Genomic DNA, 13,579 nt, shown 5'->3' with positions numbered 1-13,579 from the left:
CTGTATCTAACCTCTGTGGTCAGTACATCTAGCCGTGGGCCGCGCGCTTCAGCAGCTCGGCCCAGACCTCCTCGACACGGGCGTCGAGGTCGTCCAGCGACCCCTCGTTGGGGATCACGAGGTCGGCCACGGCCAGCCGCTCCTCGCGGCTCGCCTGGGCGGCGATGCGGGCCTTGGCGTCGGGCTCGGCCATGCCGCGGTGCTCGGCCAGCCGGGCGATGCGCACCTCGTCGGCCGCGTCGACCACGATGACGACGTCGTACATGGGGGCGAGGTTGTTCTCGGCCAGCAGCGGCACGTCGTAGACCACGATCGCGTCGCCGGGCGCCTCGCTCTGCAGCTGCGCGACCCGCTCCCCCACCAGGGGGTGGACGATCGCGTTGAGCTTGGCCAGCTGCTCCTGGTCGGCGAAGACGATCGCGCCGAGCTTCTCCCGGTCGAGGGAGCCGTCGGGGCGGATCACCTCCTCGCCGAAGGTCGCCTGGACGCGGGCCAGGCCGGGGGTGCCCGGTTCGACGACCTCGCGGGCGATCTTGTCGGCGTCGATGACCACGGCGCCCCTGGCCGACAGGCGCTTGGCCACCTCGCTCTTGCCCGAACCGATGCCGCCGGTGAGCCCAATCTTCAGCACAGCCCGCAGCCTACCCGGGGGTCAGTGGGACCTCCATCAGAGGGCGAGCACACGGGGGCGGCCAACGGTCAGTCAGGACGGCCTCCATAGAGGGCGAGCACGCGGGGATGGTCGGCGGTCAGCGGCGGAGGTGGACGAGGGTGAGGTGGTCGTCCATGCGCTCGCGCCGGGTCTCGCGGTAGCCCAGGCGGCGGCAGAGGCGCAGGTTGCCCTCCGACAGGTGGCCGGTGGACAGGTCGAACGCCGCCGCCTCCGGGACCTGCTCGTGCAGCGCCGTCAGCAGGGCGGTGCCGACCCCCCGCCCCTGCCGGTCGGGCGCCACGACGAGGCGGCCCACCAGGCAGGTGGCGCCGGACAGGGTGCCGCGCACCGAGCCGACGATCCGGCCGTCCTCGACCGCCTTGAGCGTGACGCCGGTCTCGATGGCCTTGCGGACCTGCTGGACGGACTCCACCAGCGGCGGGATGAACGGGTCGCCGTAGAGCTGGGCCTCGGCCACGTACGCCGCCCGCTGCAGGGTCAGGATCTCGCCGGCGTCGTCCGCCAGGGCCCGCTGGATCTCCACGCCGAGCACCCTACACGCGCCCCCAGCCGCCGTGACCGGCCTTCGGAGGGCGAACGGGGGTGAAGCATGCGTAAGGCCCCGCACGGTGCCGTGCGGGGCCTTACGGACGTGCTGGAGCCCGTTTTAGCTCTGGCCGCCCGCGAGCTTCTCGCGGAGGGCCGCCAGGGCCTCGTCGGAGGCGAGGGCGCCGCCGGCCGGGGCCGACTGGCCCTGCTGCTGCGACTCGCCGTAGGAGGTGGGAGCCGCCTCGCCGGCCTCCGCCTCGGCCTTGCGGGCCTCCTCGATCTGCTTGCGGTGGGCCTCGTAGCGCGCCTGGGCCTCGGCGTACTGCCGCTCCCACTCCTCACGCTGCTTGTCGAAGCCCTCGAGCCACTCCCCGGTCTCCGGGTCGAAGCCCTCGGGGTAGATGTAGTTGCCCTGCTCGTCGTAGGTGGCCGCCATGCCGTAGAGCGTCGGGTCGAACTCGACGTCGGCGCCCACGCCCTCGTTGGCCTGCTTCAGCGAGAGGCTGATGCGACGGCGGTCGAGGTCGATGTCGATGATCTTCACGAAGATCTCGTCGCCGACCTGGACGACCTGCTCCGGGATCTCCACGTGGCGCTCGGCCAGCTCGGAGATGTGGACCAGGCCCTCGATGCCCTCCTCGACCCGGACGAACGCGCCGAACGGCACCAGCTTGGTGACGCGGCCCGGCACGACCTGGCCGATCTGGTGGGTGCGGGCGAACTGCTGCCACGGGTCTTCCTGGGTCGCCTTGAGCGACAGGGAGACGCGCTCGCGCTCCATGTCGACGTCGAGGACCTCGACCGTGACCTCCTGGCCCACCTCGACGACCTCGGACGGGTGGTCGATGTGCTTCCAGGACAGCTCGGACACGTGGACCAGACCGTCGACGCCGCCGAGATCGACGAAGGCGCCGAAGTTGACGATCGAGGACACGACGCCCTTGCGGACCTGGCCCTTCTGGAGGGTGTTGAGGAAGGTCTGGCGGACCTCCGACTGCGTCTGCTCCAGCCAGGCACGGCGGGACAGGACCACGTTGTTGCGGTTCTTGTCGAGCTCGATGATCTTGGCTTCGAGCTCGCGGCCGACGTACGGCTGGAGATCGCGGACCCGGCGCATCTCGACCAGGGAGGCCGGCAGGAAGCCCCGCAGGCCGATGTCGAGGATGAGGCCGCCCTTGACGACCTCGATGACGGTGCCGGTGACGATGCCGTCCTCGTCCTTGATCTTCTCGATCGTGCCCCAGGCGCGCTCGTACTGGGCGCGCTTCTTGGACAGGATCAGACGGCCCTCCTTGTCCTCCTTCTGGAGGACGAGGGCTTCGACGTGTTCGCCGACTTCCACGACGTCAGCGGGGTCGACATCGTGCTTGATCGAAAGCTCACGCGAGGGGATGACACCCTCGGTCTTGTAGCCGATATCGAGAAGGACCTCGTCTCGATCGACCTTGACGACGGTGCCCTCGACGATGTCGCCGTCGTTGAAGTACTTGATGGTCTCGTCGATCGCGGCGAGGAAGGCTTCCTCGGACCCGATGTCGTTGACCGCTACCTGCGGGGTGCTCGAGGTGGCCTCAGTGCTGGACGTCATGTGTGGAATTGCTCCGAACGCGGACAGGATGTCGATGTGGCGGACGCGCGGCAGGCCCTCTTCCGCATCAAGCCGAGGAATTACGACATCGACGTGACCGAGCGCGAGCCCGCTCCGTCTGAGGCGCGCGCGGGCCCACAGCGCAGCGATCAGCATATGAGACCAACGCGCCGAGGTCAATCCGGCCGGCACATCCGTCACGGCTGGTAGGCGTTGACCTTCAGGCCTCGTTTCGATCCGATCTTACCCCTAAGCCGCGAGGGGATGGAGATCCGCCTCGGGTCGCCGTCGGATACGTAGCGCTCGCCGGGGTTCTTGTTGAGCCACTCCAGCCAGTACTGGGAGCACCATTTCCGGCATTCCCCCTTCTTGTCGTTGCTCTGGATCCGCTGGATCGCGCCGCGGTCGAATTTTTTCGCGTACGGCGAAACCGACGGCTCCGCGCCGGCCAGGAAGACCCCGTCGAAGTCGTACCGGGTGCCCTTCCACTCCCCCTTGCGGGCGGTCTTCTTCTGGCGGGGCATGGACCCGTACGGCAGCGCCATCGTCTTGGCCGGGCCGGCGCCGAGCCGGACGAGCAGGCGCTCCAGCCTCGCGATGTGCTCGCGGACGGACTTGGCGGGCAGCGCCCTCAGGTTGGGGTGCCCCCAGGTGTGGTTGGCCACCTCGAACCCGTTGGCGGTCAGCCAGCGCACCGCGGCGGCCTGCTCCGCCTCCGTCTGGAGCCCGAACGGCGTGTGGTTGATCCAGAACGTGGCGACGGGCCGGAAGTCCGGGTACTTGGCCGCGGTCTCCAGGATGATCGCCACCGCGGTGTCGGGCTTGACGTTGCCCTGGGCGTCCAGGCCGAAGTGGCTGGGGTGCCCGTCGTCGAAGGTCAGCACGACGGGGAACTTGCCGGGCGGCACCGGGATGTCGCCGGTGGCGAACTCCCGGGCGCTGATCGGCACGTACCCCTGCCGGGCCAGCTTCTCCAGCTCCTTGCGGAACTGGCCGGGGGTGCGATCGATGGAGGCCCGGCGCTTCTTCACGATCCGGTGGTACATGAGGACCGGGATCTTGCCGAGCTCGTTGGCCTTGACCTCGCGGGCGGACTCGGGGGTGGCGACGATCCCGGGCGGCCGCGCGGGCTCGGTGGCGGTCGGCTCCGGGGTGGCGGGCGGAGCCGAGGCGGCAGGCCTCCGGGGCGCCTCGGGCTCTCCCGGGATCACTAAGAGCCCGACCACCGCCACCACCACGACCAGGACGTTCGCGATGCCGATGATCCGCGCGAGGGTAGATGTGGACCGCACAACACTCCCGTGCAACTCATGGGACAAACCCACAGAGTAGTGCAGAACCACCCCAGTCCCTCGAACACCACCAGTGCCCAGGAACCCCCCGAAACAGGGCGGAGGTCAGTGACTCACTGCCTCCCCCGTACGGCCTGCCCCCAACGACACCCGCGGGTAACCGGCGGCGTTCACCCGAACACCACCCGGAACCGAGGTCAGTGACCCGCGTCCTCCCACGTGCGGCCCACCCCGACCGACACCTCCAGCGGCACCCGCAGGTGGTAGGCGGCGTTCATCTGGTCGGTGACGAGCTGCCGGAGCGCCTCCAGTTCGCCGGGCGCGACCTCGAACACCAGCTCGTCGTGGACCTGGAGCAGCATCCGCGAGGCCAGCCCCTCCTCGCGCAGCGCCTGCCGCACGTTGAGCATGGCGACCTTGATGATGTCGGCCGCCGACCCCTGGATGGGTGCGTTGAGCGCCATCCGCTCGGCCATCTCCCGGCGCTGGCGGTTGTCGCTGGTCAGGTCGGGCAGGTAGCGGCGGCGGCCCATCATGGTCTCGGTGTAGCCGTTGGCCCGCGCCTGCTGGACGATCTCCTGGAGGAAGTCGCGCACGCCGCCGAACTCCTGGAAGTACTCCTCCTTGAGCGCGCGGGCCTCGGCGACCGGGATGTTGAGCTGCCCGGAGAGCCCGAAGTCGGAGAGCCCGTAGGCCAGCCCGTAGTTCATCGCCTTGATCCGCGCCCGCAGCTCGCCGTCGATCTGCTCGGGCGGCAGGTCGAAGACCCGGGCCGCGGTCGCCTTGTGGAAGTCGTGGCCCGACTCGAAGGCGGCGATCAGCGACTCGTCGGCCGACAGGTGGGCCATGATGCGCAGCTCGATCTGGCTGTAGTCGGCAGTGAGCAGCGTCTCGTAGCCCTCGCCCACGACGAAGCCCTGCCGGATGCGGCGGCCCTCGGTGGTGCGGATCGGGATGTTCTGCAGGTTGGGCTTCTCGGACGACAGCCGCCCGGTGGCGGCGATGATCTGGTTGAACGTGGTGTGGATGCGGCCGTCGTCGGCGATCTCCTTGATCAGGCCCTCGACGGTGGTGCGGAGCTTGGTCTGGTCGCGGTGGCGCAGCATGATGACCGGCAGCTCGTGGTCGGTCTGGGTGGCCAGCCAGGCGAGCTGGTCGGCGTCGGTGCTGTAGCCCGTCTTGATCTTCTTGGTCTTGGGCAGGCCGAGCCGGTTGAACAGGATCTCCTGCAGCTGCTTGGGCGAGCCGAGGTTGAACTGCTCACCGACGACCCGGTGGGCCTCCTCGACGGCCTGCTTGACCGCCGCGCCGAACTCGGCCTCCAGGGAGGTGAAGTAGTCACGGTCGACGGCGATGCCTGCCCGCTCCATCTCGGCCAGCACGGTCAGCAGCGGCAGCTCGACGTCGGTGAGCAGGTGCGTGCCGCCGCGGCCGGACAGGAAGGCCTCCAGCGCCTCGGCCAGCTCGCGCACCACGTGGGCGCGGAGGGCCAGGTCCTTGGCGGGGGCGTCCTCGTCGTCGCCGAACAGCGCGGCCTGGCCGTTGGGCTCCTCCTCGGCCCGCAGCTCGCGGTGGAGGTAGCGCCGGGCCAGGTCTTCGAGGGCGAACGTGCGCTGGCCCGGCATCGCCAGGTAGGCCGCCAGCGCGGTGTCGCAGGTGAGGCCGCGCAGGTCGAGGCCCTGCGCCCAGAGGGCCAGGAGCGGGCCCTTGACGTCGTGGGCGGCCTTGGGCCTGGACTCGTCGGCCAGCCAGGCGCGCAGCGCCGCCTCGTCGGCCTCGGTCAGCTTGGCCGGGTCGAGGTGGGCGGCGGTGCCGTCGGGCGAGGCCACCGCGATGGCGTCGACGCGGCCGGTGCCGCTGCCGTAGGAGCCCCGGAAGGCCAGGCCCGCGCGGCCCTCGGGCATCACGGAAAGCCAGCCGGCCACCTGGTCGGGGCCGAGGATCACGGTCTCGACCTCGAAGCCCTGCTCGGGCTCCTGCTCGCCGCTGCCGAGGGTCTTGAAGACGCGCTCGCGCAGCTCGCCGCGGATCTGCAGGGTGTCGAAGAGCTTCTCGAGCTCCTCGCGGACCCACGCGCCCTGGCGCAGCTCGGCGGGCTCGGCCTCGATGGGCACGTCGCGCATCAGCTCGGTGAGCCTGCGGTTCATCAGCACCTGGGCGACGTGCTCGCGCAGCCGGTCGCCGACCTTGCCCCTGACCTCGTCGACCCGGTCGACCAGCTCGGTGAGCGAGCCGTACTCGCGCACCCACTTGGCGGCGGTCTTCTCGCCGACGCCGGGGATGCTGGCGAGGTTGTCGCTGGGGTCGCCGCGCAGGGCGGCGAAGTCGGGGTACTGGCGCGGGCTCAGGCCGTACTTCTCCTGCACCGCCTCGGGGGTGAAGCGGGTCATGTCGCTGATGCCGCGCCGGGTCATGAGCACGGTGACGTCGTCGTCGACGAGCTGCAGCGCGTCGCGGTCGCCGGTGACGATGAGCACGTCCATGCCCTCTGCCGAGGCGCGGGTGGCCAGGGTGGCGATGAGGTCGTCGGCCTCGAAGCCCGCCTTGGACAGCCGGGGGATGTGCAGGACGTCGAGCAGCTCGTAGATGAGCTGCATCTGGCCGCGGAAGTCCTCGGGCGTCTCGGCCCTGTTGGCCTTGTAGGCGGCGTACTCCTCGTGCCGGAACGTCGGCTCGGAGCGGTCGAAGGCCACCGCGATGTGCGTCGGCTGCTCGTCGCGCAGAATGTTGGTCAGCATGGACGTGAACCCGTAGACCGCCTCGGTGTGCTGACCGTCGGTGGTCATGAGGTTGGCGTCCTTGAGCGCGTAGAAGGCGCGGTAGGCCAGGGAATGCCCGTCGAGCAGCAGCAGGCGCGGGCGGCTGGGGGTCACTTCACTCTTCGGCACACACGCAGCCTAGTCTGCGTCTGCGACAGAAAACCCGAGCTGGAAAGAGTGGAGGCGTCACCTTGACGCAGATCGACCCCTCGGCCGACGCCGCGGCCCTCCTCGACCTGATCCAGGCCAACATCGGCGCGCTGCCCGAGCGGATGGGCATCGAGTTCGTCGAGGCGACGCCGGAGCGGGTCGTGGCCCGGATGCCGGTGGAGGGCAACACGCAGCCGTACGGGCTGCTGCACGGCGGCGCCTCGGTGGTGCTCGCCGAGACGATCGGCTCGACGGGAGCGGCGCTGCACGCCGGGCCCGGCAGGATCGCGGTCGGCGTGGAGATCAACGCCACCCACCACCGCTCGGCGACGTCGGGGTACGTCACGGGCGTGGCCACCCGCCTGCACGGCGGCAGGACGCTGGCCAGCTACGACATCGAGATCACCGACGACGAGGGGCGGCGGGTGTGCACCTCGCGCCTCACCTGCATGCTGCGCGACGCGTAAGCACCTTGTAAGTACCTCGGGTGACTTTGCCCGGCCCTTTGCGCATGCCCCCCACGGGTCGCTACCGTTGTCGGGTCGGAGCCCGCGGGGAGGCCGAGTAGATAACAGGTGAGGCCGGGGAAGCCTTGCATGGCCCCAAAGGCCCCCGCGGGCTCTTTCCTTCCCCTTTTTCGGTCGTTACCTGTCCGTGACCATCGGTTGCCAGGTGCATCCCCTCATTTAGCCCCTGACCTGCTGCTTGTTTGCTCACATGAGTGACACGCACGTGTCACTAAATGGTGACAAAGATTACTTAACCGGGCGTATGCGAAATAAGCTCCCGCCACAGCATCCCAGTTGTGCCTGCGATGCCCGCGTGTCGAGATGGAGGGGCACAACCCCGCCTTGACCTATCTGAGGGAGCACCATTGCGCAGAGCCGTGATCGCGTTCACGGCCTTCCTGGGTGGACTCATCCTGCTGCTCGCCGCTCCGGCCCTCGCGGCCGAACCGGAACAGAGCCTGAAGGGAACACTCACATTCCAAGGCCAGCCTGTGAACGGCGTCAAGATCGTGGTGACCACCGAGAACGGACAACCCGTTCAAGAGGTCACCAGTAGCGCTCAAGGCACGTGGGAAGTGCCGATCGACGAACCAGGCAAGTACAAGGTCACCCTGGACACCTCCACGCTCCCGCCGGACGTGGCCGTCAGAGGAGACAACAACGAGCGGACCCCGACGGTGTACGCGGGCAACCCCACCACCGTCCTGTTCGCCCTGACGACCAAGGCCGAGGACGGCACGGCCGCACCCCCCGAAGGAGGCGGCAGCAGCGCGTTCTGGCAACGCGCCGCGCAGCTCACCTTCGAAGGGTTCAACCTGGGGCTGATCATCGCCCTGGCGGCGCTCGGCCTGTCGCTCGTCTACGGCACCACCGGGCTGACCAACTTCGCCCACGGTGAGCTGGTCACCCTGGGAGCCCTGCTCGCCTATCTCATCAACGTCCCCTTCGGCCTGCACATCATCCCGGCCGCCGTCATCGCGGTCATCCTCGCGGGCGGGCTCGGGTACGCGCAGGACCGGTTCTTCTGGGGGCAGCTCCGCAAGCGCGGCACCGGCATCATCGCCGCGATGATCATCTCGATCGGCGTGGCGCTGTTCATGCGGTACCTGTTCCTCATCCTGTTCGGCGGCGAGACCGAGTCGTACGCCCAGTACAACGCCCAGGCGGGCATCCAGATCGGCCCCATCTTCGCCACCCCGAAGAACCTCATCTCGATGGCCATCGAGATCAGCGTGCTCATCGTGGTCGGCATCGCCTTGCTGCGCACCCGTACCGGCAAGGCCGCCCGGGCGGTCGCCGACAACCCGGCGCTGGCCGCCTCGTCCGGCATCAACGTGGACCGGATCATCCGCATCATCTGGACCGGCGGCGGCGCCATCGCCGCGCTGGCGGGCATCATGCTCGGCCTGTCGCAGAACCTGAAGTTCACGATGGGCCAGGAGGTCCTGCTGCTCATCTTCGCCGGCGTCACGCTCGGCGGACTCGGCACCGCCTTCGGCGCGCTCGTCGGATCGATCATCGTCGGCCTGTTCATCCAGGTCTCGACGCTGTGGGTGCCACCGGAGCTCAAGAACGTCGGCGCGCTGGGCGTGCTCATCCTCGTGCTCCTCTTCCGGCCGCAGGGCATCCTCGGCCGCCGAGAGCGGATCGGCTGACGGGGGAAACATGAACTGGGACATCATCCTCTCCACCACCCTCAAGTCCGCCGTCGGCGTCGAGACGGTGTGGTACGCGCTCGCCGCGATCGGCATCAACATCCACTTCGGCTACACCGGCCTGCTCAACTTCGGCCAGTCGGCCTTCCTGGCGGTCGCCGGCTACGGCCTGGCGGTCACCGTCACCGTGATCGGGCTGCCGTTCTGGATCGGCATCGCGGTCGGCCTGCTCGCCGCCGTCCTGCTCGCCCTCGTCCTGGGCATCCCCACGCTGCGGCTGCGCGCCGACTATCTGGCCATCGTGACCATCGCCGCGTCCGAGATCGTCAGGCTCATCTTCCGCTCCGTGGAGTTCAAGGACGTCTTCGGCGGCTCCGACGGCCAGCGCGGCTTCTCACAGGGCTTCTACGAGCTGAACCCCTACCCGCAGGGCAACTACGGGATCTGGCCGATGAGCTTCAACGAGCGCGAGATGTGGGTGCTCACCGTCGGCTGGATCATGATCGCCGTCGCCTGCGCGATCGTCTACCTGCTGATGAAGAGCCCGTGGGGCCGCGTGCTGCGGGCCATCCGCGAGGACGAGGACGCCGTGCGCAGCCTCGGCAAGAACGTGTTCTCCTACAAGATGCAGTCGCTCATCCTCGGTGGCGTGCTCGGCTGCCTCGGCGGCTTCATCTACGGGCTCGCCAACGGGTCCGTGCAGCCCGACATCTTCGGCACCGAGACCACGTTCTTCGCGTACACGATCGTCATCCTGGGCGGCGCCGCCCGCGTGTTCGGCCCGGTGGTCGGCGCGTCGATCTTCTGGGTGCTGCTGGTACTCGTCAACGGCCTCCTCAGCGGCGCGGTGCGCTCCGGTTTCATCCCCTTCATGGAGATCACGCAGGTCGGCCCGTTCCGCTTCCTGCTGGTCGGACTGGGGCTGATCCTCCTGCTCGTCTACCGCCCGCAAGGCATCTTCGGGGACAAGAGGGAGCTGGCCATCAATGCACGCTGAGCCCACCACCGACCGCAAGGCCGCCGCGCTCGCCGCGTTCAAGGACCTTCCCCGCGAGCCGGGCGTGGCCAAGCCCGACCCGATCCTCGTGGTCGACGACGTCGTGCGCCGCTTCGGCGGCCTGACCGCCGTCGACGTCAAGCACGTCGAGTTCCAGCGCGGCTCCATCACCGCGCTCATCGGCCCGAACGGCGCGGGCAAGACCACCTTCTTCAACCAGCTGACCGGTTTCGACACCGCCGACTCCGGCCAGTGGACGTTCAACGGGCGCAAGATGAACGGCGTGCCGGCGCACAAGGTCGCCCGCGCCGGCATGGTCCGCACCTTCCAGCTCACCAAGGCGCTGTCGCGGCTCACCGTGCTGGAGAACATGCGGCTCGGGGCGCAGGGCCAGTCGGGCGAGAGCTTCTGGCAGGCCATGCTGCCCTTCCTGTGGCGCTCCCAGGAGGACGAGATCACCGCCCGCGCCGACGAGCTGCTGACCCGGTTCAAGCTCGACGCCAAGCGCGAGGACTTCGCCGGCTCGCTCTCGGGCGGCCAGCGCAAGCTGCTGGAGATGGCCCGCGCCCTCATGGTCAAGCCCGAACTGGTGATGCTCGACGAGCCGATGGCCGGCGTCAACCCGGCCCTCACCCAGTCGCTGCTGGGGCACGTCAAGGACCTGCGCGAGCAGGGCATGACCGTGCTGTTCGTCGAGCACGACATGGACATGGTCCGCGACATCAGCGACTGGGTCGTCGTCATGGCACAGGGCGCCGTCATCGCCGAGGGCCCGCCGGAGACGATCATGTCCGACGAGCGGGTCGTCGACGCCTACCTGGGCGCCCACCACGACGCGCCGCTCACGGAGACCGAGCTGGAGGAGCAGCTCCATGAGGCCGAGGAGGCGCTCGAGGCCGAGATCCAGGAGGAGACCAAGTGAACGACGTCCCCGAGTCCACACCTGAATCCGCGCCCGAGACCGCGTCTGAGACTGCGTCTGACTCGAAGGCGGCCGTCAGGGACCGCAGCGCCCACCTCCAGGGCGCCGAGAACGCCGTGCTCCGCTGCGACGAGCTGATCGCCGGCTACCTGCCCGGGGTCAACATCCTCAACGGCTCCGACCTGTACGTCGGCGACGGCGAGCTGATCGGCATCATCGGCCCCAACGGCGCCGGCAAGTCGACCCTGCTCAAGGCCATGTTCGGGCTGGTCAACATCCGCAGCGGCACGGTGAAGCTCAAGGGTGAGGACATCACCAACATGAAGGCTCACCAGCTGGTCGCCCGCGGCGTCGGGTACGTCCCGCAGACCAACAACGTGTTCCCGAGCCTGACCATCGAGGAGAACCTCGAAATGGGCGCCTTCCAGGCGCCCGCCAAGTTCAAGGAACGCTTCGAGTTCGTCTGCGAGCTGTTCCCGGCCCTCAAGGAGCGGCGCAAGCAGCGCGCCGGCTCCCTGTCCGGCGGCGAGCGGCAGATGGTGGCGATGGCCAGGGCGCTCATGACCGAGCCGTCGGTGCTGCTGCTGGACGAGCCGTCGGCGGGCCTGTCGCCCAAGCTGCAGGACCTGGTGTTCATCCAGGCCCAGCAGATCAACAAGGCCGGCGTCACCATCATCATGGTGGAGCAGAACGCCCGGCGCTGCCTGCAGATCTGCCACCGCGGCTACGTGCTCGACCAGGGCCGCAACGCCTACACCGGCACCGGCCGCCAGCTCGCCAACGACCCCAAGGTCATCGAGCTGTACCTCGGAACCCTCGCCAAGGCATAGCCGGGCAAGCGAGAACGGAGAAGGGGCTCCCACCCGGGGCCCCTTCTCCGCGTTCCGGCCCCTGAAGATTCCTGCTGTCTCGCACGTACGAGTTCCTGTCGTTCTGTACGCGAGCCGCGGTCCCGGTCGCCTCTCCTGCTCTTTTCGTACGTACGAGAATCTCGCTTTTTCGTACGCACGAAACGCGCACATGAAAGGGCCCCGGTCCTCAGGGGGGAGGGGACCGGGGCCCTTGGGCTCATCGAGGGAGAGCGATCAGCCCTGGATGTCGCCGGTGCGGTACTCCAGCGCCTCGGTGGGGTAGGTGTTGTCCTCACCGAACTCGTAGATGCCGATGGTGGCGACGGCCGGGTCACCGGCGTCGTTGAACTCGACCGGACCGCTCACGCCGTCGTAGTCGATGTCCTTGCCGGCCTTGAGCAGCTCGACACAGGTCGGGAAGCTGTTGCACTTCTCGCCGCCCTTGCTGACCTCGGCCAGCTTGGCAGCGATGTCCTTGCCCGCGTCGCTCTTGGCGGCCTCGGCGGCCAGCGCGATGAGGTTGGCGGCGTCGTACGACTCAGGCGCGTAGGTGAAGTCCTTGAGGTCCTTGTTCACCTCGAGGAGCTTCTTCTTGAAGTCGTCCGGAGCCGCGGCGCCGGGGAAGGTTCCCTTGACGCCCTTCATCGTGCCCTTGGGGGTGCCGATGTAGTTCTCGTTGGACATGTTGCCGTCGACCATGTACCACTTGTGCTTGCTCGCCGGCAGGTCCTGCTTCACCAGCTCGTTGACGACCTTCAGGGTCTCCTCGAAGCCGATGAGCACGATGCCCGAGGGGTTCGCGGCCTTGATCTTGGCGATGTCCGCGGCGAAGTCGGCGGCCTTCGGGTCGTAGTCGACCCGGGCGACCACCTCGGCGCCGCCGTCGGTGACGGTCTTCTCGACCTGGTCGGCCAGGCCAGTGCCGTACGAGTCCTGCATGGCCATGATGGCGACCGTGGCGTTGCCGTCGGCGACGATCAGGTCACCGAGGACGCGGCCCTGCAGCTGGTCCGGCGGCGCGGTACGGAAGTACAGGCCCTGGTCGTTGATGGTGGTGAACTTGTCGGAGGTGTTCGCCGGGGAGAACATGACGACGCCCGCACCGGTGATCTTGTCGATCACGGTCTCCGACACCGCCGAGGAGGCGGCGCCGATGATGGCGTCGGCCTTCTGCGCCAGCAGGCTGTCGACCGACTGGGAGGCGATGTTGGTGTCGGTGTGGCCGGAGTCGGTGTGGATCACGGCGACTTCCTTGCCGAGGACACCGCCCGCCTCGTTGATCTCCTTGATCGCGAGGTCGACGCCCGCGAACTCGGGCGGGCCGAGGAACGCCAGCGCTCCCGTCTGCGGCAGGAGCGTACCGATCGTCAGGGTGCCGTCGCCCTGAGCCGCGGGGGCCGCGGAGGATGGTGCGGCCGAAGACGGTGTGGCTTCCGAGGCGGTGTCGCTGCCACCACCGCAAGCTGTCAGGGCAAGGCTGGTGGCAGCCACGACAGCCAGCACCCGTCCCACGGGAGCAATGCGGACCATGAAGTAATCTCCTTCATTCCAGGCCGGGATCCGTCAGCACCGCCGAGCGTTCCCGATCGAATGGTGGAAACGTACAAAATGCCTGCATGGTGACGCCAGGGCGGTGGGGCAACTGTCGGCACTTG

11 protein-coding genes are annotated in these 13,579 nt (G+C 68.6%); 5 read left to right on the top strand and 6 right to left on the bottom strand.

Translation table 11 applies throughout. The features are described from left to right. Nucleotides 1-28: 28 nt before the first annotated feature. The 5 genes from coaE to polA all read right to left on the bottom strand — a co-directional run bounded on the left by coaE (nucleotide 29) and on the right by polA (nucleotide 6,969). The gene (gene coaE / locus AB0J42_RS09625) at nucleotides 29-631 is read right to left on the bottom strand and encodes a dephospho-CoA kinase (RefSeq protein WP_364290796.1); all 603 of its coding nucleotides are present in this window, start codon (nucleotides 629-631) and stop codon (nucleotides 29-31) included. Between the two features lie 118 nt (nucleotides 632-749). Further along, entirely contained in the window at nucleotides 750-1,196 is a 447-nt protein-coding gene (locus AB0J42_RS09620) for a GNAT family N-acetyltransferase (RefSeq protein WP_364290794.1), read from the bottom strand. Between the two features lie 123 nt (nucleotides 1,197-1,319). Further along, nucleotides 1,320-2,789 (bottom strand): 30S ribosomal protein S1, encoded by a 1,470-nt coding sequence (gene rpsA, locus AB0J42_RS09615; protein WP_364290792.1) that lies wholly within the window; start codon nucleotides 2,787-2,789, stop codon nucleotides 1,320-1,322. Between the two features lie 197 nt (nucleotides 2,790-2,986). After that, nucleotides 2,987-4,081 (bottom strand): polysaccharide deacetylase family protein, encoded by a 1,095-nt coding sequence (locus tag AB0J42_RS09610; protein ID WP_364290790.1) that lies wholly within the window; start codon nucleotides 4,079-4,081, stop codon nucleotides 2,987-2,989. Between the two features lie 197 nt (nucleotides 4,082-4,278). Continuing rightward, nucleotides 4,279-6,969: a DNA polymerase I gene (gene polA, locus AB0J42_RS09605; RefSeq protein ID WP_364290788.1), complete on the bottom strand. Its 2,691-nt coding sequence runs from the start codon at nucleotides 6,967-6,969 to the stop codon at nucleotides 4,279-4,281. Between the two features lie 107 nt (nucleotides 6,970-7,076). Between polA and AB0J42_RS09600 the strand changes: the two genes are divergently transcribed. The 5 genes from AB0J42_RS09600 to AB0J42_RS09580 all read left to right on the top strand — a co-directional run bounded on the left by AB0J42_RS09600 (nucleotide 7,077) and on the right by AB0J42_RS09580 (nucleotide 11,903). Next, on the top strand, nucleotides 7,077-7,457 hold the full coding sequence (locus tag AB0J42_RS09600) for a hotdog fold thioesterase (protein ID WP_364291118.1): 381 nt from the start codon (nucleotides 7,077-7,079) through the stop codon (nucleotides 7,455-7,457). A 407-nt stretch (nucleotides 7,458-7,864) separates the two neighbouring features. After that, complete coding sequence (locus tag AB0J42_RS09595) at nucleotides 7,865-9,154, top strand: branched-chain amino acid ABC transporter permease (RefSeq protein WP_364290786.1); 1,290 nt, start codon at nucleotides 7,865-7,867, stop codon at nucleotides 9,152-9,154. Between the two features lie 10 nt (nucleotides 9,155-9,164). Further along, nucleotides 9,165-10,151: a branched-chain amino acid ABC transporter permease gene (locus tag AB0J42_RS09590; RefSeq protein WP_364290784.1), complete on the top strand. Its 987-nt coding sequence runs from the start codon at nucleotides 9,165-9,167 to the stop codon at nucleotides 10,149-10,151. Next, a complete protein-coding gene (locus AB0J42_RS09585) occupies nucleotides 10,141-11,073 on the top strand; it encodes an ABC transporter ATP-binding protein (RefSeq protein ID WP_364290782.1) in 933 nt (310 codons plus the stop codon). The genes AB0J42_RS09590 and AB0J42_RS09585 overlap by 11 nt, the downstream gene beginning before the upstream one ends. Continuing rightward, a complete protein-coding gene (locus tag AB0J42_RS09580; RefSeq protein WP_364290780.1) occupies nucleotides 11,070-11,903 on the top strand; it encodes an ABC transporter ATP-binding protein in 834 nt (277 codons plus the stop codon). Before AB0J42_RS09585 ends, AB0J42_RS09580 begins: the two co-directional genes overlap by 4 nt. Nucleotides 11,904-12,158: 255 nt before the next feature. On the opposite strand, the gene AB0J42_RS09575 is transcribed toward AB0J42_RS09580, so the two are convergent. Next, nucleotides 12,159-13,454 (bottom strand): ABC transporter substrate-binding protein, encoded by a 1,296-nt coding sequence (locus AB0J42_RS09575; protein ID WP_364290778.1) that lies wholly within the window; start codon nucleotides 13,452-13,454, stop codon nucleotides 12,159-12,161. Nucleotides 13,455-13,579 lie beyond the last annotated feature (125 nt).

The sequence above is a fragment of the Nonomuraea sp. NPDC049649 genome (assembly GCF_040675175.1).
Taxonomy (GTDB): domain Bacteria; phylum Actinomycetota; class Actinomycetes; order Streptosporangiales; family Streptosporangiaceae; genus Nonomuraea.
Note: the sequence above shows the minus strand (reverse complement) of the source record. Positions and strands in the feature narration are given on the sequence as shown.

Coding starts and splice junctions, on each gene's coding strand:
- rpsA (WP_364290792.1), bottom strand. CDS start 2,789: ATGACGTCCAGCACTGAGGCCACCTCGAGCACCCCGCAGGTAGCGGTC.
- AB0J42_RS09585 (WP_364290782.1), top strand. CDS start 10,141: ATGCACGCTGAGCCCACCACCGACCGCAAGGCCGCCGCGCTCGCCGCG.
- AB0J42_RS09575 (WP_364290778.1), bottom strand. CDS start 13,454: ATGGTCCGCATTGCTCCCGTGGGACGGGTGCTGGCTGTCGTGGCTGCC.
- AB0J42_RS09590 (WP_364290784.1), top strand. CDS start 9,165: ATGAACTGGGACATCATCCTCTCCACCACCCTCAAGTCCGCCGTCGGC.